Origin of the sequence: uncultured Methanospirillum sp., from assembly GCF_963668415.2 — an archaeon.
GTDB lineage: Archaea > Halobacteriota > Methanomicrobia > Methanomicrobiales > Methanospirillaceae > Methanospirillum.
In genome coordinates, this window is record NZ_CAXXDL010000001.1 from 1,217,745 (window position 1) to 1,242,118 (window position 24,374).

The following is a 24,374-nucleotide window of genomic DNA, read 5'->3' on the forward strand; positions in this document are numbered from 1 at the left end:
GGGGCTGTGCCCGTTTGGTATCTTACATCGCCCGGAGCGCATCTATCCCCAGTGTTTCAAGAGCCTCTTTCAGGGTGTTCCTGGTAGCCTCAACCAGAGTAAGACGCCGATCCCGCACGGTTCCCTGTGCCTTGAGAACCGGCTCTGCATGGTAGAATGAACCAAAGATGTCGGCAAGCTCTCGGGCATAGATTGCCAGCAGATACGGTTTCAGTTCAGTGACTACCTGGTCGATAACTTTGGGGAACCTGGCAATTTTTTTGGCCAGATCTATCTCGCAATCACCTTCGATCTCATAACAGTGGGGGAACTCTCCGGCCTTGTCAAGAATACTACAGGCACGGGCATGGGCATACTGAATGTACGGGCCGCTCTGCTTTTCAAAGTCAAGCGCCTCTTTCCAGTCAAAGACCGTGCTCTTCTCAGGGATCGTCTTGACAATATCGTACCTGATCGCTGCCGCTGCAACTCCAGTAGCGATCGCACGCCGGGCCTCTTCATCAAGTTCAGGACGTCGGGTAGTTACCTCTTCCATTGCACGCCGACCGGCCTCTTCAAGCAGTTCATCTGCAGAGATGAACGTCCCCCTTCTGGTACTCATGGAACCTTCGGGGAGCGAGACAAATTCAAAAAAGACGATCTCAGGGGCGTTCTCCGCGAGCAGGTCCATGGTTGCCTGAAGTTGTCTGCCGATGAGTTTGTGATCAGCACCCAGGACGTCGATCACACGGTCAAAGTTGTGACCCTTCCAGATATGGAATGCAATATCACGTGCGGCATATACACTGGTCCCGTCAGACCGCCTGAGGATGTACTTCTTCTCAAACCCGTACTTTGAGAGATCAAGTGCAAGGGTCTCCTCATGGACTGCTTCAGGCATGTGACCAATTCGGCCGAGTATTTTGCTGGTATCGCCGTTCCTGACAAAATCACTCTCATACACAAACCGGTCATGGTGAGCATGAAGTCCGGCAAGGGTCTCCTTGAAGCCATCAAGACAGCGCCTGACCGGGCCTTTAAATTTACGGATGATCTCTTCGTCTCCGGCTTCGACCTTCTGCATCAGGGCATCGATCTCTGCAGTGAGTGACGGATCAGCAGTGAGGTGCTTGTTTGCCTCGATGTAGACCTCGGCTATCAGATGATCGCCTTTTCCTTCTCCATACACATCCGCATGCTGGCGATCAATCCCCCAGGCAACGATCGCGATCTGGCGGCCCATGTCGTTGACATAGTACTCCACTTCAAGTGGGTAGCCTGCCTTGCGGAAACACCGGGCAAGGGTATCACCGATAATGGTGTTCCTGATATGACCGACATGAAGCGGGCCGTTCGGGTTTGCACTCGTGTGCTCAAGAACAACCCGTACACTCTTTGCAGGAAGACTCCCATATCCTGGCTTTACTGCAGCCTTCAGCACATCAGCACAATAGGGTCCCTCAAACGTGAAGTTGATGTACGGCCCGGTGGCTTCGGTACGGACATTCAACTCCTTTGAGAGTCGGTCTGATATGGCATCGGTGATCTCCCCGGCTATCTGTGCGGGAGCCATCCGCTTCTCTTTCGCCATGGCAAATGCCACAGTTGATGCGAGATCTGCATGGTCTCCACCATCAACCAGGAGAACATCATCCCTGCCGGTGTATTCTTTAAGAACTTTTTCAACCTGTTCGCACAAGGAAATGTACATTAAAACCCTGTCCTGTATCTGAGTATTGCGGCTATCCCGCCGAATGCACTGTATAACTGAGACCCTTCCTCAAAATCATCTGATATGATGGAAACGCTGCTGTTGCTCTGATCAGCAAGCTGGGTCAGTTCATCGATGATGTCAAACTCCTCTTCAAGCTGAAGCGGGGATGTACACTTCGGACAGGGCCCGAAGTCAAGGTCACTTGGATCTTTTCCCGCTTCCATCTGGACCGTCTTCTGCTCGGTGTACCCGCAGGCATCACATTTGATGATCAGACGTGACTTGCGGAGTTTGTCAGAAAGGAGCAGCATATCAACTGAACCGAGTTCAAGGTTTGCCCTAACACTCTGTTCTCCATAAGCGGCAAGGCCGTTGTCCTTGACAAGTTCCTTGAAGAACCGCTCCATGATGTGCTTCTCTTCAATAACGGTCTGCCCTTTAAGGACATCCTCGGCAGCATCAACAAGCTCGGGAAGCCCGCTCTCATTGGTGTATGCAACATCAAAGAGTCCAAGGACCCGCTTCTGCACCTCATGATGCAGGAACTGACCCTGTTCAAACTCTTCCTTTGTCGGGGATGGACCACCAATGAGCAGACCCTTAAACCGGTTGAAGTAGTCTTTCTCACTCAGGAATATCTCACTAGAACGCTCGCCTACTTTCTTATAGAAATCATTGATAGCGATCAGACGGAGCCGCTCGAATCGTATACTTGACTGACCACCTTTGCGCTGCTTTCCAGGAACCGTGGAGGTTGTTCCGCCGATCGGATCGATCCGGTTGCCTCGGAGGAATCCCCAGTATGCTTCCCGCCTGTCAAGGACCAGAAGGCCGTATACAGCCTTCTCCTCCAGCATGTCACGGAGAGGTTCAAGTTCGAACTTGGAACTGCACCGGTACAAATAGAGATTGATGGGCTGGGGCGGAAGCACCACGTCACACTCAAGATCCTGGCGATCTCCATGCTTGTTCACACTCCCACAGAAGACAGCCATTCCCTCTTCCGGTGGCTTGTTATAGTATTTGAGCCGGGCAAGAATACTGGATATAGCACTCTGTACATTTGTCCGGGTCTGTTTCGATTTGATGTTGGCACACTGGCCAAACTCGTCCCGCAGCTGGGCGGTTACATCATAGATCTGCTTGTCCGGAGGTATGTAGAGAGAGATCAGTTCGGTTCCACTGCCCTCTTTCGCCTCCAGCCGCTCAAGCATCTTTTTAAATTCATAACGCCGCCGTGCGTCATCATGTTCAACCGCTTCGCTCATGGCACCAAACCTGTATTGTAAGCTGGTATATATTGAGTGGTGAGGAACTTAAGATATCCGGTGAAGTAGGACATCAGGAAAAAACCATCATGAACATCTGAAAATTGTCAAAAGAACAGAGAAATTTTTTAAATTTAGTCAGAAAACACATGAACATCCATTAGTGCACCACACACCGTTCAAAGTAAGGCATTTTCTGGTGCATTATACTTTTTTTGAAAAGATTAGTGGTGCGAAAATTATTATAAAAGTGAACCAGACTGGATAGACATATTTTGGTGTAATCATGGATCATATTGAAGAAAAGAGTAGAAACAACATATTTCTCGTAGATGATACAGCAAACCCTGCACCACTCGGATTATGTGCATTCGGGATGACAACAATTCTCCTGAGTCTGCATAATGCAGGATTTACCCCCCTTGCAAGCCCCATCATCGCTATGGCAATATTTTACGGAGGAATCGCTCAGGTCATTGCCGGAATCCTTGAGTGGAAGAAAAATAATACCTTTGGAATGCTTACCTTCGGAAGCTTTGGATTTTTCTGGATTTCATTTGCGTCAATCCTGATGTTGCCAACTATGGGTCTTGCAAAAGCTCCGGGAGCCACCGATATGGCAGCATTTCTGGCAGTATGGGGAGTCTTTGCAGTAGGCCTGTTCGTTTGTTCATTTAAGATGCACCGGATCCTGAATGTCACCCTTTTCTTCGTGGTCCTTCTGGTGGCACTTCTCATCGCCAGCGATCTTACCGGAATAGCCATACTCAAACCTCTTGCGGGTCTTACTGGAATAATCGCCGGACTTCTTGCCCTTTACATAGGCCTTGGTCAGACGATTAATGAAGTATACGGGAAGAAGATCTTCCCAGTTTGAACCTTTTTTCGAGATATCTAATGAATTACCGTAAGTGGGATGTCAATTTTGCAGTTGCTTAAGGAGAATGGCATCAACTTCCCCATTTACCCCATGAGTTCCATTAAATTCATAGAATTTTGCTGATGGACCAATAATACTTGCGAGATCTTTTCCGGATTTCTCAGGAATGATAGTATCAAGTGGTGCATGAAAGATCAGTGCAGGGCGCGGACCTAGCGAGGGGCACGCAACATCGGGATCGATGCTCAGCAGAAACAATCTTGCATCTCCCTGGTACTGATTTCCTGCCATACCATAGCCAGATGTTGATATTCCCACAAAACCGGTGACATCCGAATCAATAACTGAGGAAATAGCTGCATATCGCCCTCCATTTGACTCTCCAACCATCCAGACAGGAACGACTGATCCATATCGATGATGGAGGTATCGCTCTGCCTCGATCAAATCTGCAATAATCAGATAAACCTGAGGCCATTCCCTGGAAGAATACTTTGCATAATCCTGCTCGATGTTCAGAGGATATCCAGGAGTTTTTCCCCCATTCCCTCTGATATCAACTACGAGAACGGCATATCCCTGCTCAGCATAAGGTATCAGGTGATCGATATGCCCGGTTGCAGGAACCCCCGCCCCGGGAGCCCAAACCAGACAGGCAACAGGTTGGGCAGGAGTGATCAGAACTGCGGAAACATTACCCTCAAAAGTGACAAATGTCAGATCTTCAACCGATACATTTCCTTTTGACTCCAAAAGGGTAGAGGAAACTTGAGCATCAGAAAGCGATAGAGAGAGAAGACCTGCATCAGATACTGAATATGTAGGTAGAGAGTCCTGATTCTGAAGACCTGTGCACCCGACACAGAGCAAAAAAGGGAGAAGGAGGAGAACAAGAAAGGATTGGGCCACCATGTTACAGTCTCCCAGTGCAGTGAAACACCGCAGCAATCGTCTTGGCATCAACAATCTCACCATCCCTGACCATTCGGCAGACTTCAGGGATTGACAGACGAACCGGCTCGATGATCTCGTCATCATCAGGAGCATACTCGTGTGAGGGCGTGAGCCCCCGGGCCTCATAAATAAAGATCCGCTCATCAGTGAAGCCAGGCGTCGTGTAGATCCAGCCGCGGGGGATGAGTTCACGAGCTGCAAAACCTGCCTCCTCTATCAATTCACGCCGTGCTGTCTCTATCGGATCCTCTCCGGCCTCCATGGTACCGGCAGGAGCCTCGAGGATATACTGATCAATAGCAAAGCGCCACTGCCTGATTAGATAACAGTGCTCCCCATCGATCGGGAATATTACTACAGCTCCGCTCGGCCTGACTACCACTGCTTCACGCTGCTTTCCGTTAGGCAAAGAAAAGACTGATTTCTCTATGGTGAGGCGTCTCCCCCGGTAGATCTCCATGAATTCACCGGTAGGGGATCGGATCCTCGATCCCGATCGAGTCAAATGCTTCCTTTCTAAAGTGGCAGGAGCCACAGACACCACAGGCCTTCTCCCCGTCCTGGTAGCATGACCAGGTATCTTCGTACGGCACCCCCAGATCCATTCCAATCTTCAGGATCTCTGACTTGTTCATTCTCACGAAGGGAGTCTTCAATGAGATGTGAGTATCAGGCCTTGTTCCCAGGTTTATCACCTGCTGAAATGCATCGATGAATTCCGGCCGACAGTCAGGATACCCGGAGTAGTCAGATGCCTGAACACCGATGTAAATCGCATCTGCACCTCTGGCCTCGGCAAAACTTGTTGCAACAGAGAGGAGGTTCGCATTCCTGAACGGCACATAGGTCTGGGGAATCCCGTCCCCTGCTTGTTCATGGGATTTCACGGGCATTGACCGGTCTGTCAGGCTTGATGCCCCCACCTGAACCAGATATGCAAGATTTACATCAAGGAACTCTGCCGCATTGAGATGCCTGGCTATCCGCTTTGCACATTCCCGTTCCTTATCTTCAGTACGCTGCCCATAGGTGAAATGAAGGGCATAGATATCATACCCTTCAGACTTTGCCAGGTAAGCAAGGGTAGACGAATCCATGCCACCTGAAAGAAGACACACTGCTTTCAATTATTGTACCCCGATAATCTTGTGAAGTTGCAGTTGAAACCTGACCGGAAGGTTCTGATCCAGAATAAACGATACAATATTCATCGGATCTGTTCCGAAGACCGGTGACCAGAAGATCGTTCCTCTCACCGCATTTTGCTTCAGAGTCTCATGAGCATATCTGATATCCTCGTCGGTACCGATCACGTACTTAACCGAATCTTCCGGGCGTATCCATTTGAGAAGATTCAGATCACTCTTCTCACCTGATGACGGGCACTTGACATCCATGCAGATCGTTGCATAATCCTGGCACGACCTGAAATCCACTGTCCCGTTGGTCTCGATAGATATCTCATACCCGGTGTCGTGGAGAATCTTCAGAAGCGCAGGGAGATCATTCTGGAGGAGTGGTTCTCCACCGGTAACACACACATGAGTTACCCCTGTCCGCTTCACCTCTTCTGCTATCGATCCAGGATCCATTTCAGTTCCGCAATCATTCTGCGCGGCAGGGGTATCGCAGTACCTGCACCGGAGATTGCATCCGGCAAAGCGGATGAAGACAGTTGGATACCCTGATGAACTGCCTTCACCCTGAATACTGCTAAAAATTTCAGCGATCTTCATGCCTCAACTCTGCATAACAGGACGGAGACTCCCAGACCCTGATCGTCTCAACCCTGACATCCCGGCCACTCGGAGCATATGCAGCCTCGATTGAGTCCCGGATAAGTTCTGCCAGGAGTTCGCTGGTCGGGTCCCCGGGAGTCGTAATCACAGGATGAAACTCCTCTATCCTCGGAACCATCGGATCGTCCTGATTCAGAATGATCTGGTGATCATACCGGTGAACCGCCTGCTTGATCTCATTATAATCAACCAGAATATTTGTCTGGTCATCAGTCCTACCAGTGATCCAGATCTCAACCTTCCACCGATGTCCGTGAAGGTTGTGACATTTGCCCTGGTAGTGAAGAAGTCGATGACTGGCATCGAAGGAGACTTCCTTGTAGAGCCTGATCTGCATATCATTATGTTAGACAGGAATACAACTATTATATTGCATAAGGGGTAACGTATACAGACAGGTTTCAAACTTAGCACGGTAATACGCATCTGTCGTGCATTTGGACAAAACCTCACCGATACCCGGTGTTTCCGTCGAAATTTTTACAGAGTGATGTAATGGGACAGGGAAAATTCGCAGCACGAAAGTTAAAGCGCGACTGGCATAGATTCCGCTGGCACGACCCGCATTTCGCCCGCACGGCAGGCGGACTGAAATTAAAATCAGATCCTCTTGAAGGCGCGCCCCAGGGACGCGGCATTGTTCTTGAGAAGATTGGTGTTGAAGCCAAGCAGCCAAACTCAGCAATCCGGAAATGTGTCCGTGTGCAGCTGATCAAGAACGGCCGTCAGGTCTCTGCGTTTGCAGTTGGTGACGGTGCAATCAACTTCATCGACGAGCACGACGAAGTCGAGATTGAAGGCATCGGTGGCCGTCTGGGCCGTTCAATGGGAGATATCCCAGGGGTCAGATACGTGGTCACCAAGGTGAACAATGTCTGTCTTCATGAGATGGTCATAGGGCGGAAGGAGAAGCCGCGCAGGTGAACGTGATGAGTGAAGAAACAGCGTCGGCCCCGGCACGCCTCCTTTTTAACAAGTGGGACGTGACTGAGGTCAATATCAAGGACCCGGGTATTGCACGATACGTGAACCTCACCTCGATGATGGTGCCACATTCCTGTGGCAGACTCACAAGGCAGGAGTTCAACAAGTCAAACATGCTGATCGTTGAGCGGCTTATCAACCAGCTCATGCGAACTGAGGTCAACACCGGCAAGAAGACACTGGCAATCCGTATCGTAAAGGATGCCTTTGAGATCATCAACAAGAAGACCAAGAAGAACCCGGTCGAGGTTCTTGTTGATGCTGTTGCAAACGCCGGCCCCCGTGAAGAATCAGTCAGACTGAAGTACGGAGGAATCAATGTTCCAAAGTCTGTCGATACAGCACCAATGCGCCGTGTCAACACTTCAGTGGGCCTTATCGGAGCAGGGGTATACTCTGCAAGCCACAAGAAGAAGAAGCCGGTCGCAGCAGCCCTTGCTGATGAACTGATCGCTGCAGCAAACGGCGATCCAAAGTGTTACTCAGTTGGCAAGCGGGAAGAGCGGGAACGTGTTGCCAAGTCTGCACGTTAGAGAACATATCTCTCAATACTTTTTTCAGAGAATTTCAGGTGTAATATGAGCCGAGGGAAGAAAACGGTTGAGCGCGTCACGCAGCTCATGAACCAGCCGGACCATATCAGGAACATCGGTATCGTCGCCCACATTGATCACGGGAAGACAACCATGTCTGATAACCTCCTGGCAGGAGCAGGAATTATCAGTGAGGATCTTGCAGGGAAAGCCTGTTGGATGGACTCTGATGAAGAAGAACAGGCACGTGGGATCACCATCGATGCTTCAAACGTCTCAATGGTCCACGAGTACGAGGGCAAGGAGTATCTCATCAACATGATTGATACCCCGGGTCACGTGGACTTTGGTGGAGATGTCACCCGTGCCATGCGTGCAGTCGACGGAGCAGTCGTGCTTGTGGACGCGGTAGAAGGTACCATGCCACAGACCGAGACTGTTCTTCGTCAGGCACTCAAAGAGCGGGTAAAGCCAGTTCTGTTCATCAACAAGGTTGACCGGCTTATCAATGAGTTGCAGGTTGACGAGATGGAGATGCAGATCCGCCTTGGTAAAGTGATCGACAAGGTCAACAAGCTCATCAAGGGAATGAACGAGGAGATGTACAACAACGGGTGGAAACTCGATGCTGCACAGGGAACCGTTGCATTCGGATCTGCACTCTACAACTGGGCAATCTCTGTCCCATACATGAAGAAGAGTGGAATCTCATTCAAGGATGTATATGACCACTGCAAGGCTGGTGAGATGAAAGAGCTCGCAAAGAAGAGCCCGCTTTGTGAGGTTATCCTTGATATGGTCGTAACATTCCTGCCAAATCCGCTGGAAGCGCAGAAGAGGCGTGTAGGTGTGATCTGGCACGGAGATATCAACTCACCCGAAGGCAAGGGTATGTACAACTGTGACCCCAATGCACCAAGCTGCATGATGGTGACTGACATATCCTTTGACCCACACGCAGGAGAAGTTGCAACCGGGCGTCTGTTCGGTGGAAAACTCAAGCGTGGAGACGAAGTCTACGTCATGCAATCCGCCAAGAAGGTAAACCGCCTTCAGCAGGTTGGTATCTTCATGGGTCCGACACGTGTTGAGGTTCCTGAACTCTTTGCAGGAAACATCGCTGCAGTCACCGGCCTGAAAGACGCAGTTGTTGGATCAACTGTATCAAGTCTGATGGATATGACCCCGTTCGAGTCACTCGAACACTACAGTGAGCCTGTCGTCACCGTTGCTGTTGAAGCAAAGAACATGAAGGATCTTCCAAAACTGGTTGAAGTGCTCAGGCAGGTCGCCAAGGAAGATCCAACCCTTCGTGTCAACATCAATGAAGAGACTGGTGAACACCTCATCGCAGGAATGGGAGAACTCCACCTGGAGATCATCACCGGACGTATCAAGCGTGACAAAAACGTGGAGATCATCACTTCAGAGCCTATCGTGGTGTACCGTGAGACTATAGTCAACAAGCTCGAGAGCGCTGTTGAAGGAAAGTCTCCAAACCGCCACAACAGGTTCTACTTCATTCTCGAACCGATGCCCGATCATGTTGTTGAGTTGATCAAGAACCATGAGATCTCGATGAACCTGGAGCAGCTTGAGCGTCGTGACGCGATGGTCAAGGCAGGATTCGAGAAGGATGAGGCCAAGAATGTCAAGGACATTTACGGCACCAATATGCTCCTTGATATGACCAAGGGTATTCAGTACCTCAATGAAACCATGGAACTTATCATCGAAGGTATCCATGAAGCACTCGACGGTGGTCCGCTTGCAGACGAGCCGGTCCAGAACCTCCTGATGAAACTTGTTGATGTCAAGCTCCACGAGGATGCAATTCACCGTGGTCCTGCCCAGGTCATTCCTGCAGTAAGAAGTGCAATCAAGGCAGGTCTTCTCCTTGGAAACGACTCACTCCTTGAACCAATGCAGAAACTGCACATCACTGTTCCACAGGACTACATGGGTGGAGCAACCGCCCAGATCCAGAGCCGCCGTGGTCAGGTCTTTGATATGACCAGCGAAGGAGATACCATCACCGTTGTCGGTAAGGCACCGGTTGCAGAACTCTTTGGATTTGCTGGTGACGTCCGCTCCGCAACTGAAGGACGTGCCATGTGGAACCAAGAGTTCGCAGGGTTTGAACTTGTTCCAGCCGGTATGGTCAAGGAAGTTGTTCTTGAGATCCGCAAGCGCAAGGGTCTCAAAGAAGAGATGCCTAAAGCATCAGATTACCTCGCGTAACCTGAACCCAACCGCATCACTCCTTTTTTAATCTCACCGATATTATATTATTTATTAATTATAGCCCGGATTTTCCCTTATTTCCTCCATGCGAATAAGGAAAATATATATCTATGACAGACAAAATGTTCCTGTCCAGTTATAATCTGGGATTAGATGGCCAGACATCTGATGGGGTTGATAAGAATGAATAAAAGGGAGTGGAGCAGGCTTCTCGCCTTGCTCATGGTTGGCCTATTTATCCTGCCAGGGATTGCAGCAGCGATACGGCCGACGTCTGCACTCTATGATCAGACAGGTCTCACAACAACGATTGATGCCACCTGTATTGGCACCCTTGTTGTCGATCATGACATGGAGTGGGAGCAGACGAATACACCTGAGGGTAATCTGAACTCTGCAACCCTGCACGGGGATGAAGTCAGGACAGATACCACATACCGGGAAAACACGCTTGCAGCATACGGTACTACCAGGTACACGAAAGACTTCAGTATGGACGGTTCAAATGCATCGCAGGGAACCGATAACCTGGGAGTCAGACACACAATCAATTACCTTGCTAATGAGAGCGAAGGTGGTCAGATGCTCTACGATGAGCAGGGTACGATCACTCAGTACGGAAGGGGTACTTCCAACAATACTGAAGTGAAATGTGTGTTTGCATCCGGATCTGGTGGAGCAGCAGGATTTGGCGGATACGTCAGCGCGGGCAGTCTGATGGACGTCAAAGAAGTTGCTGCAGTCACTCAGATGGGTGGAAGAATGATATCTGCAGATGCGAAGACACCTGTCAATCTGCGGTATGCCTTCGATGCTCAGGGTCTTGACACTGATACCAAAGACAAGCTGGCAACCGGTTCAGCTTCAGTCTATCAGGATACAAACTTTGAGACCTACGGTAAAGATCCATCTTCCACAAATACAACCACCAAGATCTACGACAGACAGAATACACAGGCACGGGGATTATTCGACCTTGCACAGACGGTCGGATACACCTCGACCACCTGAACCTTTTTTGCATGAGTTCCAATTCAACCGATCAGATGGCCGTTCTGATCCAGGGGTTACACCATCCTGAAAAAGAACAGAGGGCTGCTACAGTTCAGAAGATTGTCCTGCATGGGGAAGAGGCAACAGAACCTCTTGTGAAGCTTCTGAAAGATCCAGACTGGAGGATCAGATACCGGGCTGCTGAAACGCTCGGACTGCTCAGGGCTGACATAGCAGTTCAGGAGCTTATCCAGACCTGTGATGATGAGAAGGACCACGTCAGGTACATGGCTGCAAAGGCTCTCGGAATGATCAGAGATGTCAAAGCAGTTCCTACCCTAATCCGCCTGCTGGGTGATGAACACCAGTACACGAGAGGCATTGCAGCAACAGGACTTGCTTCAATTGGTGAACCTGTCACAGGAAAAGAGATTAAATCAGCACTGGCCCGTGAGCCTGATCAGGCAGTCAGAGAAAAGATGATCCAGAGTCTGAAGGCTCTGAATGGATAATTAAAAAGTATCTGATTATCTGATCTTTGTTCCGGGCTCCACCTGTTTTAACGGAACAAGGAGAGATGCCTCATCGCCTGCTGCAAGGATCATCCCATTACTTTCTATACCGAAAATTTTGGCTGGCTTGAGATTCATCACCACAATGACGTCCTTTCCTACAAGTTCCTCAGGTTTGTAGAACTGGGCAATGCCACTGACGATCTGTCTGGTCTCAGATCCGAACCCGACCTGTAACTTCAGAAGTTTGCTGGATTTAGGCACAGATTCTGCTGAGATTACTCTCCCTGTTTTGAGTTCAACTTTGGCAAACTCATCGATACTGATCTGATTATCAGGTTGAGGTGCTGCTGTAAGAGCATCGATTCGTTGCCTAAACTCAACATCAAGAATATTGATCCTCTTCTCATCCAGTTTCTCAAACAGTATTGTCGGTTGTGGAACTGATCCTGGCACCAGATCCACAAGGGCTTCATCAAACCCTGCCTTTGCAAGAGGGGTGGTCATGCCCAGTTGTGTCCAGAGTTTTTCTGCCCGGTCAGGCATAACCGGTTCTATTAGCAGGGTAAGAGCCTTTGATATCTGGAGAGAGTTCCGCATCACCCGGGCCATTGCAGAGAGATCATTTTTTGCTAACTTCCACGGCTCATTGGTCTGCACATAAGTGTTGCCATACGCTGCAAGTGCAAGGATGGCATCAACTGCACCCTTAAAGTCGTATGACTCAACCAGGGTTGAGACCGTGTCAAGGGTTTCAGCAATCTTCTCTTGTACTGACGGATCAACGGGGACATCCGGTATTCCGCCAAACTGTTTGTGGGAGAGGTGAAGCGAACGGTACACGAAGTTACCGAGGGTATTCACCACTTCAGAGTTCACCCGCTCCAAAAACAACTTCCAGGAGAAGTTCATCTCCTTGGTATGACTGGTATAGGTGAGGATGTAATACCGCAGGTAATCGCTTGGAAGACCCTGATCCAGGTAATCATCGTTGGTCCAGACCACGTACCCGCGTGACTTTGAGAACTTGTGATCATCGATCTTGACCATGCCTGATGCAACCACTGCGTACGGTTTCCCGTATCCTGCACCCTTCAGCATTGCCGGCCAGAAGACACAGTGATGATAGGTGATATCCTGCCCGATGAAGTGGGTGATCTGTGCTTTGTCATCGCACCAGAAATCTTTCCAGTCTGAACCGGTCTCCTCTGCCCATTCCTCAGTAAACCCGATGTACCCGATCGGGGCATCAACCCAGACATACACAACCAGATCATCACGACCCGGGAACTTTGTTCCCCATTCCAGGGTCCGAGTTATACACCAGTCACGGAGGTCTTCATTGACCCAGCCGAGGGCATAGTTGATGGCATTGTCTGTTCCTTTGAGATCTTTCAGAAAATCCTTGAGATAATCCTGAAAGGAGGAGAGCCTGAAGAAGAAGTGCTCCTGCTCCCTGAACTCGGCAGCAGTTCCGCATATCTTGCAGGTCGGCTTAAGAAGTTCACCGGGTTCCAGGTGCTTCCCACATCCCTGATCACACTCATCTCCCCGTGCAGGTTTGCTGCAATGCGGGCAGATTCCCTCAAGGTACCTGTCAGGCAGGAATTTTTTACACTTGGGGCAGTACGCCTGCTGGATAACTTTGGGGTAAACATGGCCTGCTTTGATCAATCGGTTCACAATGTGTGTGGTACGGGCGTGCGTAGCTGGGTCATCGGTCATCCCGAAGTGATCAAAGTGAATATTCATGCGTTTGAAGGTCTCTGCAAAGTGGGCATGATAGCGCTCAGAGATCACCCGTGGTGTGACACCCTCTGCTTCAGCACTGACAACAATCGGTGTCCCGTGGTTATCAGAACCACAGACAAAGACTGCACGCTCCCCTTTTCTCCGCATGAACCGCACGTAAAAATCGGCTGGAACATAAGTCCGGAGATGCCCGAGATGACATGGACCGTTGGTGTATGGCAGTCCACAAGTAACTAGCAGAGGCCGGCTGTTCATCACTACATTTTTGGGATTGATATTATAAATAAGATCATTAGAAATGGCTAAAAAAATCCGGTTTAAAACGACATCTCTCGGATCAGAGCCCGATCAGCCGGATATACAAGAACTCACCGGATTTATCAGGGTAATGAAGGGTAAGGAAGCTGATCTGATATCCTACTATCTTACCAGATCCCTCAAACTGCAGGTTGATACCAGGATAACTTCTCCGGCAGGAGGAGGGGTGTTTATGCAGGCACGATTTGAGGAGGCACTTGGCTGCTCCTCTGAAGGGTGTCATGTAAACACATCAGTGTTCGAGGCGGATGCACAGGTGATGACCAAAACTGCAGGGTTAGTGAGATCAATTCTCCCATCACCGGGTCTTTTGCCAGGATGCCCAGACTTGGATGATGAAGAGGCCTCTGCCGATTTTTGTGAGGTCTACGCGAAGGTGCTCAGAAGCATGCGGGACAAGAATATTGCCGGCCATATCCTTCATGCCAAAGAGGTCAGTCCGATTGAGGCGGAACTTCTCTCCTCTCAAAAGACCTTTTTTGTCATACCAGATGGATCTCTCAGATCACAGGCAGATCTTCTCGAATTTCAGAGTACGATTGCTCTGACCTGCAACCGGGTCCAATTTCTAGATGAACTCGTCGATCAGTATGATATCAGGACCCTCATCCTCGTAGATCCCGACGAGGACGGGTTTAAAAAAGCGCTGGAGCACCTGGACCCGGATCGGATTCAGGTGGGGGGATATGGTACGGGATCAGAGGGGCAGTACTGGAGCCGTATTGCCGAAGGTGCAACAACAACGATCCCCTCTGATTGATGAAGGGGAATTATTGACGTTCGGCGACTTCAGATATCTTCTGAAAGTGCCTGTTCTTTTTTACTATCCTGAGAAGTATCTTGTCCCAGAGGGTGAATCTGAAAAACCCACCTGCTGCATGGGGATGGCCTCCGCCACCAAACTCCCGGGCAATAAGATGGCTTATCGGGGGAACAGATCTGATGGAGAACTTTCCTGACTCTGAAACCAGGACCTCAATATCAGACTTCAGTTCCTTGCGCAGGAATGCGGCAGTCTCACTCGGATATCCGTACATCGGGCTTACGGCCATTCTGTACTTTGTGCCAAGAACACTCGCAGCACGTAGGGTCCGGTTCATTACCTTCTGCATCTCCCGCATGATGTCCTCGTACTCGCTTCTTATCTGTTTGTCATCAAACACACCCATCATCAGCATATCACGGACATGCTCACGGTTCTTTGCCCTCTGAAGAATGAGTCCGAGAACTGCTGATCTGGGATCTTTCTGCTTCCAGAGATCATAATCACAGACAACCAGTGCAATCTCCTCGGCAATGACATCTTCAGGTGCCAGATCAACAGTACAGATTCCACAGGCACATCTCCCGGTATCGATATGCAGGTGATCTACGATCTTGCGGATGAGACCGATCTCATCTTCGTTCCAGCGATGATGGTCCCGCCACTCGATCCTCCATCCTTTCTGTTTGATCTTCCGAAGATGTTGTTCTACACCACGGCGGTATGAGAGATCACTGATACTCAGTGTGTCTCCGTTCCCTGCAATCTGGGATATTATCTCCAGGTACATCGGGAATTTTCCGACCGAGCTCCAGAGGGTAACAACACCTTCTTTCCGGAATCTCATGCGATGCACGGCATCGGCGCCGACGGCATCAAAGTCATTGTGGGTGAGATGAACGATATGTGCGGTCCGAAGGGCTATGTCTGCAGATATGGATGCAATATCAGGCCCATTCTTCCGCTTTCTGAAGAACATTACAATAATTTCTGGTTTCTGAACCAGATAATACGAGCGATTTGATGATCCCTCCATCAAACGATATCGACAAATATATTAATGCAGAGTGAGTATCTGTATAGTCGCGCCTCAGTAGCTCAGACTGGGAGAGCGCCAGACTGAAGATCTGGTTGTCCCCGGTTCAAATCCGGGCTGGGGCACTCTTACTATTTTCTAATGCTCTTGTGTATTTGTTAGCAGAAACAAAGTAATTCTTTTCAGAATAGTCAATAAGTGTAAGTAAAGAATTCTGAATGCTACTCAATTCTTTAATTAAAACGACATTTGCGGCTTCTCCATTTCCAACTAACCTTAATTACATATACTCTTTGAAACAAGCCCAATAACAGGGATGCTTTCCGAAGAAGTATCGAGTCATTTTTAACAAAGTATGACTATAACACTATTTCAATGGGAAGATTTTTAATTTGGGTTATTCTTGTGGCCTTTCTGCTTTTCATAATACCCGGTTGTACAGAAAACACAAACGACTTATATCAAAAGGCGGAGAAATTATCAAATTCAGGGAGATATGACGACGCATTAGTGATTTATCAAAAAATTATTGATGTTGAACCCAAAAATGTAGATGCACTTCGTGGGAGAGCTTATTGTCAATCTAATTTGGGCAAATATGAAGAGTCGAATATTGCATATTCACGAATTGTCGAAATTGATCCTAACGATTATTACTCTTTAATTCACATGGCTGAAAATTTTGAGTCATTAGGGAAGTATAGTGTTGCAGTAATCAAGTATGACGCTGCTGACACAGCATGCCTCCATAGATGGAAAGAAGGAAAAATTTCTAAAGAGCAATATGATTCGTTTTCTAAGGAAACCAAAGAGAAAATGTGGAAGGCCTATGATAAAAATCAAGCGAAATCCAGTTAAGATACAGTAGGGGATATCTACTAACCCCCTTTTTAAGGAATTGATATCAATTCTGCTTTATTACATAACCATATATGAGTTATGTAACAACCTCTGTAAGGATCCCATATCCGCATTTTGATACCATTTTTACAGAATAACCATTTCCTAACTTTTTTAACATACTCTCACCAATACCTGTGAGCCTGGATATGTCTGCATAAGTTTTTCCTATTTTTCGCAGGGCGGATATCTTCTCTTTGACATCGTGTCTCATTTCTTCCGTCAAAATGATCTTTTCTTCCGGTATAACTTCAGGTTGTACTTTAGTTGTACCTCTTTCATCTACATTTGTCGCGTTTGGTATCAATTCACTATTTATTCTGCCTTTCGCGGCCATTGCTTTACCTGCTAACACATCAAGGGAGCATCTCCCAGGTGCTACTCCTTCAAGCATAGATAACCGGACATTGATAGCATCAATCTCTATGATGATATCCTTTAATTGGGGCAATGCCAGGTTAATTGCAGCATCCTTCCTTGAAAGATCATCCACCCGGTGAAGGAGAGAGTCAAATGAATCAGCCATACTAATCTCCTGTGAATGGATGATTTTAATCTGATTGGTTACAAGTGATAGGTCTTCCTCAATGTGCTTAAATCGTTCATCGAAATTATTAACAAGAACACTTGTGGTTTTTTCTCTACTCTGGAGATCTTCAATCTGACACCATGCCCCTTGAATGTCCTCATTGTTCTTCCGTGTTGTGGTTTCAATATCGACGATCTTTGAGCGAAGGTCAGCGACGTTAGAAGGTATAACTTCAGTATGATTGACAGGTATAACTTCCTCATCATGATGCAATGCAATTCGGAGAAGATTGCAAACCGTTGTACTGAACTTTTTCCCACTGGCATACTCAATAACAGCCTGATACAAATCATCAGGCATACTGATGGCGGTCTTCATAGTATAACTAGAGTTATACTTCGCTATAGTATTTATAATCTAGAATTATACCGAGAGTGTAACTATCATCTAACCTGAAATTTTTAACTAACGGATATCCAAAAGAAATTGAAGGATTGTGAAAATACCTTCAAGAGAAATTAAAAATAGAATCCCAGTATGTGAATCAAACATTTTGGGATAGAAAAGGCCGTTTTCGAGTAGAGCTAAAACATAATCTACATTTTTTAAAGGACGGATTACTTCTCTTGCAGGAGAGAGGACAATTGTCTATCAAATAACAAATCTTGAGTGCCTCAATACCGGTAGGTGTAAATTCAAAGCATATTTTGTCCCGAGTTGACATGCGTCGAGTACTAAATGTACCAGAATTTGCAAGATAACCGGATTTTCTTAAATATCTGAGCCCTTTTAAGTCATTAAAGACATCCTTACCTAATGAATTTAAAATTTCAGATAATGGGATTGGTGCCTCCCCATATTTTTGATAAATTCCCAAGATATGCTCCCGATTATCGAATAGAGAAAATATCTGTATATAATCACCTAATATGAAGAAATTCTACGATCGTATTCATCATCTATCAAAACCGTTTCATAAACAGGTAGATTAGCCAACCAGGATGAAAACCAACAGGATAAGGAGCAACTTAATACCAGATCATCATGAATCCCCTCTCTCAACGCTTCAAATGATTCATTACCGGTTTTTATATTGACTTTCATCTTAAAATTTGATAACTCATGGATCAGGGCCTCTGAGTCAGGGAGAGATCGAATGATCTTCAATTTTTCAGTTTGTAAGGCGACAATAAGAGAGTAGACAAGATCCCTTTTTGGCACGAAAAAATCATCGCCATCTTGTCGGACATCAACACCTCCATGAATTGTCACAGATATTAAATCGATACCCGACTCCCTGATCAGATCTATAATAGGTCTACCTACACCAGTGCCATCCACTATAAGGTATACAATGTCACCACGACGCTGAACATCGTGATGTATTTTAGATATTAAGCGCACTTGGTCAGGGTAACTCATACCAATAGGTAATCGTTGTAGGTGTATGATCTCGTCTTTTTCCTTTCCAGTCCGCATAACACTGATAGCAGTTCGATCAGCAGCTTGCCCCAAATCTACACCAATAAAAGATATCATAAAACCCCTCCTTCATACAGAGGTTCACCATCGTCTGACAATCCAGACATAACCGGGTATAATGGTTCAATGTCCTCCGTCATTGCTTTCATTATTGAATCAAAACTAAACACATTATCAAGGGTTTCTCCAAATTCACACTCAAATTCCTGTTTAAAATGCCACTGTCCCAGACTCCGTTTATACTCTTCAATATCCGAGGGAAAAATTCGGGGACAATCTTGCCAAGGGATCTTAACCCTTATCCAATCTCCATCACCGATATATTCTTGATAAAAGTGACCCCTTTTCCCATTAGGAGTACTCATCAGGATTAATTTTCCTCTTGATACTGCCAACATGGGGAGAATTGCATAGTACAGTTGGTCATAGACAAACGCAGCCTCATCTTCAATCAATAGATCGACTGCTGAAAAACCTCTGACATTATCAGGCTGATTACCAGGGAGGGCTTTGATCCAAGATCCATTTTTAAGTTTCAGACTGGTTTTATTTTCTTCCTCTGGTTGTGGCTGATCCGGGACCAATTTATAAAATACCTTCAATTTATCAAGTAGTAATTTCGATTGTTGTTCAGTTTTCGAAATCACTATGATGGTTGAACCAGGGTAGTAAATTGCCCGATGTAATGCTTTTATTGCTGCAACAGTGCTTTTCCCAGCTTGCCTGGTACAATTCATTAATAGTCTTTTATTCGACAACAAAACGGTTCGTTGCCAGGGGTCAGGATCTTTTTTACAAATTTCAGAGCTGAAAGCACAAGGATCTAAAGCATATCTAAGATCAGTCTGAATCATTTGGTCATCTCCTGGAGTGCTTGAGCTACTGATACACGGGCTTCTGGAAAAGGCTCAAGAGCTGACAAAATTACTGTCCGGGTCTGTATCCAAGCAGGTGAATAAATGATATTTACCGTAGCTTTTCGATCTAACTCTCCCCTGACCTCCCCTAACGTCTCAATGACTTTACAAGCGGCATTTATAAGACTGGCAGCAGATTTCAGATCTTTTGCCTCTTTGGCCTCGTTAAGAAATCCGAGTGCAGATTCTCTGAGCCCTTCGAGATCACTAAGCAAATTACCAGCTTCGGTTATCTCTTCGACTTCTTTCGCCTTGCTCAGATGCTTTGGGATATGTTTCTTGTGTCGCTGGATTGCCCCCAGACTTAAAGTGGAGTACTGAGCCAGTATGGATCGGTTACTGGCTCCAGATACTATCAATCGATTGATAGCATCTCGGTCAGAATGGTTACAAATAGTGCATTTGGCTGCCATTTCATATCAATTATTGAATCGATCCAATCGATCCAGGCATCTTGATATTTTCTAACTCTGTCCCTACCATCTCTTGGATGAGCAATCGTGCCCGTTCTCCTTCGAGTGACATCGCAAAATCTGATCCTCGGCTTGATAATGAAGTATAAAATGCAAGTAGCGATAACTGATCATCATCACTCATGAAGTAGTTTACCTGAAGATCAAAGAGATATAACTCATCCTGTTCTGATTCGATGAAATCTACCCACTTTTGATTAGAGACCCAGGATTGGAGAATCTCAGAAGCTGCATAAGCACTGGGTAACAAAATTGGTTTGAATTTTTCAGGATCTCTAAACGATCCTGAAGTAACACCAGTATTGAGTTCAATGCTTGATCCATCTTTTGTCAACGATACAATGAAATTCATCAAGACGAGCGGATAACCTTTAATAAAATTTTCAACTTCTGATTGAGGTGCATTATATAATTCAGTCATATTTTTCGTCACTTCCCTGCTCGGCTTTCCATAGAGCCATCATTTCATTATAATGAACAAGACAAATTCGGGATCTTGCATATTCAGGCAATTTGGTATTCCAAAAAATGGGATTAGATCTTTCTGGGTCTAAACATCCCTTACAGTGGCATTTTTGCCCATGCAATTCGGATGTATTTTGAATTTGAGAGAAATCAGAGGGGATTGTATCTTTAGGCAATCCGTGGTAGGTGATCCACTTTTGATATGTAGGGGGTCTGTCCCCTGTATGTGGTACAACTGGTACAAGTGTTCCACTATGATCAGAATCCTCTTGGTCCTCACCTTTTCTAGAATCATGAAAACTCTGTCGGGTGTCTCCTGTATGTGGTACATCTGGTACATGTGTTCCATTTTGATCAGAGGGCAGACCGTTATTACTTTCAGAGGAGGAGGATTGAACCGCTGCATCAGTATCCGATAGATCATTTTGCCTGGTGTTATACTCAGGCCCTCTCAGACAATCAGGACAAGGTGGAAGGTTTCCTTCGGTATCAATCAGATAGTACCGTTGAGTCATCTCTTTCCATTTTTGCTTGTTTGGGACAGTCAGAGGTCGAACCTTCTTTGAAGAAGTTCCACTTTTTGAACATACAGTTACCCGACGTTGCCTGACTTCCATCCCTATTCCTTCTAACGCCCTTGTAACTGCCTTTGGGCTTATTTTTAAGGACTCGGCAATCATTTTCGGAAGAACACACTGGATTTTTCCTTCATTATAATAACGTCCGAATTCAGGATCAATCATCAGGTCTTCTTCACCTAATGCGAGTTGAAGAGCGTAATTGAACATTCCTCCTTCCCAACTCTCCGCTCTTGTCTGTTTGATCTCTTTTTGTCTAACATTGAGATAATTTTTAAACCTTTCCTCTCCATCAGGGAATAATTTGAGAATAATAGATAATGGCCGTGCCATTTGCTTTAGACGAGGTTCGATATCCATGCCAACACAAGAAATCATGCAGGATTCATCTACATCATGCCAGTGATTAAGAGTAAACCGAGCAATCAGGACCCTTAGGTCCTCAACTTCATTGTAATATGCTGTGGGGAGCTCAGAAGGAATATCATCACGTGCAGTTTCATTAGGTGAGAAAGAGAGACATCGACCTTCTGTTGCAACATCTCGAAATGGTTGACGCATTGCAATAATTTTTGGCCCAAACGGATCAAAGATATGAGACTTCCCCACATCATTCTTATCTGTCAAAATGAAGAAATTATCTCGCTCAAAACCCAAATTAAGATATTTTATCAAAGGGTCTGCTTGATCACCCTTTAAATCACTCTCGTCGATAAGGAGTGTGCCCATCCAACGCTCTTTGAATCTCATGATTCCACTCAGAGAAGAAGAGCCTGAGGCTTTAATAGGGTAAAAACAGAGGTCTGAAGTTACCTTTAAAAACCTTGATTTTCCTTTTCCTGTATCTCCAAGAAAACGGAGATATGGGGCAGTACCACACTTTGAATAAAACCAGGAATATAGACAGAAATATACAAAAACCTCATAATCAACTTCAGGAGCATCAGTGTATTTATAAAAATGATTTTTCATTCGAGAAAACAATTCATCTGGAGACACCTCACGTGCTTTAGTAAGAAGGTCTGTTTTTGGTAGACCTACAACAAAAACTGTTGTTCCCCGATCCTGGTGGACTGGTAATTCAGGAGGAGTAGAGATCACACCTTTGGGATCAAGTTCCTGATTTGAGAATACCACATTATTCCCCTCCAGGTGAGCATACTGAAAGGTTTCATTAGGGGTGATGCATGTGAGGAATAATTTCCTATCCTTCTCAAAAAAGGGAAGGTGTCTTTGTTGTTCCTCTTCTTCAGATTTTTCTGGTGGATCATCCCGCTTTGAAACAGTTATAAAGGAGTATGCCAATTCCTTGATTTCCTGTAATTTTCCATAAGATAATTCCAGGTCAGGCCCTAATTGCTTGTTTCGCGTTGAAAGTAAGGAGATAACATCCTCTGATTTTTTTTGTTTAATTAGAGAGTAAACTGCGATATCCCAAAATTCAGAAAACAGATCCCCCTTTTTATCAGGCACCCTTTTAATAAGATATGCACCAGACTCCTTCACTTTTGCCAACGACCGACCTTTAGCCATACGTAGTGCATCAAGAGCGAGATCGGTGAACATGGGAGGTTTTGATGCCACTTCACTCATACTTTCACCATTTTTTGCTGTTTACGCTTCCACTCTATTCGCTCAAGATATCGGACTTCAGGTCGCTCATAATCAAGGATTTCGACATGCCTTTTCAAAGCCTCGACATCATAAGGCTCATCACACCGTATGATTCCTCGATTGATAGCATCCCATATTGCCGCATCACCGCCTCTACCACACCTAAAACAATAGAATGTTCCTTTTGCAGGATTTACTGAAACATTCTCACCGGTTGTACTTCCATGAACCGGATGTGCTCCACGGACTTCATCACCTGCAATGTGGGGATTGTCCGGGTAATGATCACGAACAGATAAGCCATACCGGTCTGTCAAAGACACGCTATGACCATGCCCCTGGAGTTTGTTTATGGATTCAGGGATGGTTGGTTTGATAGTTGCAGGACTTAATTTCTCAACAATCTCCCAAATATCAACCCAAGATAATACCCAGAAAGGGGCTTTATGGTCAAAAGGAAGATATCTATTTCCATTTGGGTGAGTACTGCCAGGACCAACACATTGACCACCGGTCTTCTCTTTGTTTGCTGGAAAGAATATCTCAAAGATGGTGCTCCTATCTTCCTGTGTGATACTCGTTTTATGCCCTTTCCATTCAGGTGGGATGTCGGGACATTCTACAATCGCTCTGTACTTATGACAATCCTGCCATGCTGTATACCTGAAAGTATCACCAATTAACTCATAGCCCCCAGCCTGATGAAATATACCCGCATTATCAACGTCTAGTGAAATTATGCACGATTTAGGAGCAGGATAATACCCATAGTTTCCTCCAGCCCGGATATGTTGATGTAATCGTATGTCATTCCATAGCATCCCATTTTCAAGTTTATTCCATCCAAGTGATCGCGGTCCCTTTTCTCCTGGAGGGATTAAAACAAATCTCAAATCGTCCCGTTGAAACTGGGGAGGAAGAAACGAAGATGAAGGGGATTCAGTCATTATTCCCCCTTACGGAGAGAGTTATTGTTTTGTCTGAATTATTAATGACATTTCCAGGGATTCTTCGCGTTTTTACATACTCTGCGATAGCGGCTTGCCCGCACAGAGCGTTTTCTTCAGAACGAAACCTAAAAAAGATTTTGTTGTTAGTTATTTCAGAGTATATCTCACCAAATCGGTTTTCGAGTTCGGGAAGTAGGTCAGATCTGATGTCAGTGATCTTGTCGGTTAAAAGGTTTAACATAGAAAAACCCCATTATAATCATTATACAATGGATGCCATGTGGCTCTTTTTTTAAAATCGGACAACGTTTGAGGTGAGATAGTATTATCCCAAAATAAATCCAAAATATAATTGCATAAACTGTTACAAGATGTGCTTATCCTTGTTGATGCCGTCACATCAAACAAGGAATTATAGTTCAAATGATTCATTGGATCACGCTTCTTTCTTTAGAATTTCTTCAATCAATGCCTTCTCTAAAATAGTCCTAAGAGAAATTTTCATTTCTTTAGCCTTCTCATAGAGATCCAGACGCACAGTCACACTAGTGTGAACCTCTTGGATTCCTGAGGCTGTTGTTATAATTCTCATTCTGTCGATCACGTACTCCAACCCTAACGCAGTATAAAAACCGATACCCTAAACGTCACACGCCACAATTTTCCAGAAACCGCGGCGAACATAGTCTTCGGCAAGCATTTTCATAATCGGGTCAGGAATATTTCGCAATTCTTCG

General features: G+C 46.2%; 25 protein-coding genes and 1 tRNA gene. 9 read left to right on the forward strand and 17 right to left on the reverse strand.

Annotated elements, in window-relative coordinates:
• Positions 1-22 precede the first annotated feature (22 nt).
• Together argS and prf1 are read right to left on the reverse strand one after the other, a co-directional pair.
• Positions 23-1,690, reverse strand: a complete 1,668-nt coding sequence (gene argS, locus ACHZA2_RS05560) for an arginine--tRNA ligase (RefSeq protein ID WP_319578874.1) — start codon at positions 1,688-1,690, stop codon at positions 23-25.
• Entirely contained in the window at positions 1,690-2,961 is a 1,272-nt protein-coding gene (gene prf1 / locus ACHZA2_RS05565; RefSeq protein ID WP_319539766.1) for a peptide chain release factor aRF-1, read from the reverse strand. Before prf1 ends, argS begins: the two co-directional genes overlap by 1 nt.
• A 286-nt stretch (positions 2,962-3,247) precedes the next feature.
• On the opposite strand from prf1, the gene ACHZA2_RS05570 reads away from it, so the two are divergent.
• Positions 3,248-3,838: an acetate uptake transporter gene (locus ACHZA2_RS05570; RefSeq protein WP_319578875.1), complete on the forward strand. Its 591-nt coding sequence runs from the start codon at positions 3,248-3,250 to the stop codon at positions 3,836-3,838.
• Positions 3,839-3,880: 42 nt separating this feature from the next.
• On the opposite strand, the gene ACHZA2_RS05575 is transcribed toward ACHZA2_RS05570, so the two are convergent.
• From ACHZA2_RS05575 to ACHZA2_RS05595, 5 genes are read right to left on the reverse strand one after another with little or no spacing between them, the layout of a single operon-like run.
• A complete protein-coding gene (locus ACHZA2_RS05575) occupies positions 3,881-4,801 on the reverse strand; it encodes an alpha/beta hydrolase (protein WP_319539764.1) in 921 nt (306 codons plus the stop codon).
• Entirely contained in the window at positions 4,755-5,255 is a 501-nt protein-coding gene (locus tag ACHZA2_RS05580; RefSeq protein ID WP_319578876.1) for an NUDIX hydrolase, read from the reverse strand. Before ACHZA2_RS05580 ends, ACHZA2_RS05575 begins: the two co-directional genes overlap by 47 nt.
• A 4-nt stretch (positions 5,256-5,259) precedes the next feature.
• On the reverse strand, positions 5,260-5,922 hold the full coding sequence (queC, locus tag ACHZA2_RS05585; RefSeq protein ID WP_319539762.1) for a 7-cyano-7-deazaguanine synthase QueC: 663 nt from the start codon (positions 5,920-5,922) through the stop codon (positions 5,260-5,262).
• Entirely contained in the window at positions 5,923-6,531 is a 609-nt protein-coding gene (locus ACHZA2_RS05590) for a radical SAM protein (RefSeq protein ID WP_319578877.1), read from the reverse strand. It lies immediately after the preceding gene.
• Complete coding sequence (locus ACHZA2_RS05595; RefSeq protein ID WP_319578878.1) at positions 6,518-6,931, reverse strand: 6-carboxytetrahydropterin synthase; 414 nt, start codon at positions 6,929-6,931, stop codon at positions 6,518-6,520. The genes ACHZA2_RS05590 and ACHZA2_RS05595 overlap by 14 nt, the downstream gene beginning before the upstream one ends.
• Before the next feature lie 158 nt (positions 6,932-7,089).
• Here ACHZA2_RS05595 and ACHZA2_RS05600 point away from each other — a divergent pair, with 158 nt between their 5' ends.
• From ACHZA2_RS05600 to ACHZA2_RS05620, 5 genes are all read left to right on the forward strand, one after another.
• Positions 7,090-7,518: a 30S ribosomal protein S12 gene (locus tag ACHZA2_RS05600; RefSeq protein WP_319539759.1), complete on the forward strand. Its 429-nt coding sequence runs from the start codon at positions 7,090-7,092 to the stop codon at positions 7,516-7,518.
• A gap of 5 nt (positions 7,519-7,523) precedes the next feature.
• Positions 7,524-8,111 carry a 30S ribosomal protein S7 gene (locus ACHZA2_RS05605; RefSeq protein ID WP_319539758.1) on the forward strand — a complete coding sequence of 196 codons (588 nt, stop codon included), beginning with the start codon at positions 7,524-7,526 and terminating at the stop codon, positions 8,109-8,111.
• Positions 8,112-8,156: 45 nt separating this feature from the next.
• Positions 8,157-10,352 (forward strand): elongation factor EF-2, encoded by a 2,196-nt coding sequence (locus tag ACHZA2_RS05610; protein WP_319578879.1) that lies wholly within the window; start codon positions 8,157-8,159, stop codon positions 10,350-10,352.
• A gap of 186 nt (positions 10,353-10,538) precedes the next feature.
• On the forward strand, positions 10,539-11,366 hold the full coding sequence (locus ACHZA2_RS05615) for a hypothetical protein (protein ID WP_319539756.1): 828 nt from the start codon (positions 10,539-10,541) through the stop codon (positions 11,364-11,366).
• 11 nt (positions 11,367-11,377) lie between these two features.
• The gene (locus ACHZA2_RS05620) at positions 11,378-11,860 is read left to right on the forward strand and encodes a HEAT repeat domain-containing protein (protein WP_319578880.1); all 483 of its coding nucleotides are present in this window, start codon (positions 11,378-11,380) and stop codon (positions 11,858-11,860) included.
• Between the two features lie 15 nt (positions 11,861-11,875).
• Here ACHZA2_RS05620 and metG read toward each other — a convergent pair whose 3' ends face one another.
• The gene (metG, locus tag ACHZA2_RS05625) at positions 11,876-13,867 is read right to left on the reverse strand and encodes a methionine--tRNA ligase (RefSeq protein WP_319578881.1); all 1,992 of its coding nucleotides are present in this window, start codon (positions 13,865-13,867) and stop codon (positions 11,876-11,878) included.
• Between the two features lie 43 nt (positions 13,868-13,910).
• Between metG and ACHZA2_RS05630 the strand changes: the two genes are divergently transcribed.
• Positions 13,911-14,690, forward strand: a complete 780-nt coding sequence (locus tag ACHZA2_RS05630) for a hypothetical protein (RefSeq protein ID WP_319578882.1) — start codon at positions 13,911-13,913, stop codon at positions 14,688-14,690.
• A 10-nt stretch (positions 14,691-14,700) separates the two neighbouring features.
• On the opposite strand, the gene ACHZA2_RS05635 is transcribed toward ACHZA2_RS05630, so the two are convergent.
• Complete coding sequence (locus ACHZA2_RS05635; protein WP_319539752.1) at positions 14,701-15,729, reverse strand: phosphoesterase; 1,029 nt, start codon at positions 15,727-15,729, stop codon at positions 14,701-14,703.
• 51 nt (positions 15,730-15,780) lie between these two features.
• Here ACHZA2_RS05635 and ACHZA2_RS05640 point away from each other — a divergent pair.
• Both ACHZA2_RS05640 and ACHZA2_RS05645 read left to right on the forward strand, forming a co-directional pair.
• Positions 15,781-15,854: transfer RNA gene (locus tag ACHZA2_RS05640), tRNA-Phe, on the forward strand.
• Between the two features lie 250 nt (positions 15,855-16,104).
• Positions 16,105-16,587: a tetratricopeptide repeat protein gene (locus ACHZA2_RS05645; protein WP_319578883.1), complete on the forward strand. Its 483-nt coding sequence runs from the start codon at positions 16,105-16,107 to the stop codon at positions 16,585-16,587.
• A 79-nt stretch (positions 16,588-16,666) separates the two neighbouring features.
• Here the strand turns inward: ACHZA2_RS05645 and ACHZA2_RS05650 are convergent, their stop codons facing one another.
• The 8 genes from ACHZA2_RS05650 to ACHZA2_RS05685 form a co-directional block, all read right to left on the reverse strand.
• Positions 16,667-17,536, reverse strand: a complete 870-nt coding sequence (locus tag ACHZA2_RS05650) for a hypothetical protein (protein ID WP_319578884.1) — start codon at positions 17,534-17,536, stop codon at positions 16,667-16,669.
• 546 nt (positions 17,537-18,082) lie between these two features.
• Entirely contained in the window at positions 18,083-18,697 is a 615-nt protein-coding gene (locus tag ACHZA2_RS05655) for a hypothetical protein (protein WP_319578885.1), read from the reverse strand.
• Positions 18,694-19,494: a terminase large subunit domain-containing protein gene (locus tag ACHZA2_RS05660; RefSeq protein ID WP_319578886.1), complete on the reverse strand. Its 801-nt coding sequence runs from the start codon at positions 19,492-19,494 to the stop codon at positions 18,694-18,696. The genes ACHZA2_RS05655 and ACHZA2_RS05660 overlap by 4 nt, the downstream gene beginning before the upstream one ends.
• Complete coding sequence (locus tag ACHZA2_RS05665) at positions 19,491-19,916, reverse strand: hypothetical protein (RefSeq protein ID WP_319578887.1); 426 nt, start codon at positions 19,914-19,916, stop codon at positions 19,491-19,493. The genes ACHZA2_RS05660 and ACHZA2_RS05665 overlap by 4 nt, the downstream gene beginning before the upstream one ends.
• Before the next feature lie 64 nt (positions 19,917-19,980).
• Positions 19,981-20,451 carry a hypothetical protein gene (locus ACHZA2_RS05670; protein WP_319578888.1) on the reverse strand — a complete coding sequence of 157 codons (471 nt, stop codon included), beginning with the start codon at positions 20,449-20,451 and terminating at the stop codon, positions 19,981-19,983.
• On the reverse strand, positions 20,444-22,666 hold the full coding sequence (locus ACHZA2_RS05675; RefSeq protein WP_319578889.1) for a hypothetical protein: 2,223 nt from the start codon (positions 22,664-22,666) through the stop codon (positions 20,444-20,446). Before ACHZA2_RS05675 ends, ACHZA2_RS05670 begins: the two co-directional genes overlap by 8 nt.
• Positions 22,663-23,580, reverse strand: coding sequence for a hypothetical protein (locus ACHZA2_RS05680; protein WP_319578890.1), 918 nt, complete (start codon positions 23,578-23,580; stop codon positions 22,663-22,665). Before ACHZA2_RS05680 ends, ACHZA2_RS05675 begins: the two co-directional genes overlap by 4 nt.
• Positions 23,581-24,073: 493 nt before the next feature.
• Positions 24,074-24,241: a type II toxin-antitoxin system CcdA family antitoxin gene (locus tag ACHZA2_RS05685; protein ID WP_319578891.1), complete on the reverse strand. Its 168-nt coding sequence runs from the start codon at positions 24,239-24,241 to the stop codon at positions 24,074-24,076.
• Positions 24,242-24,374 lie beyond the last annotated feature (133 nt).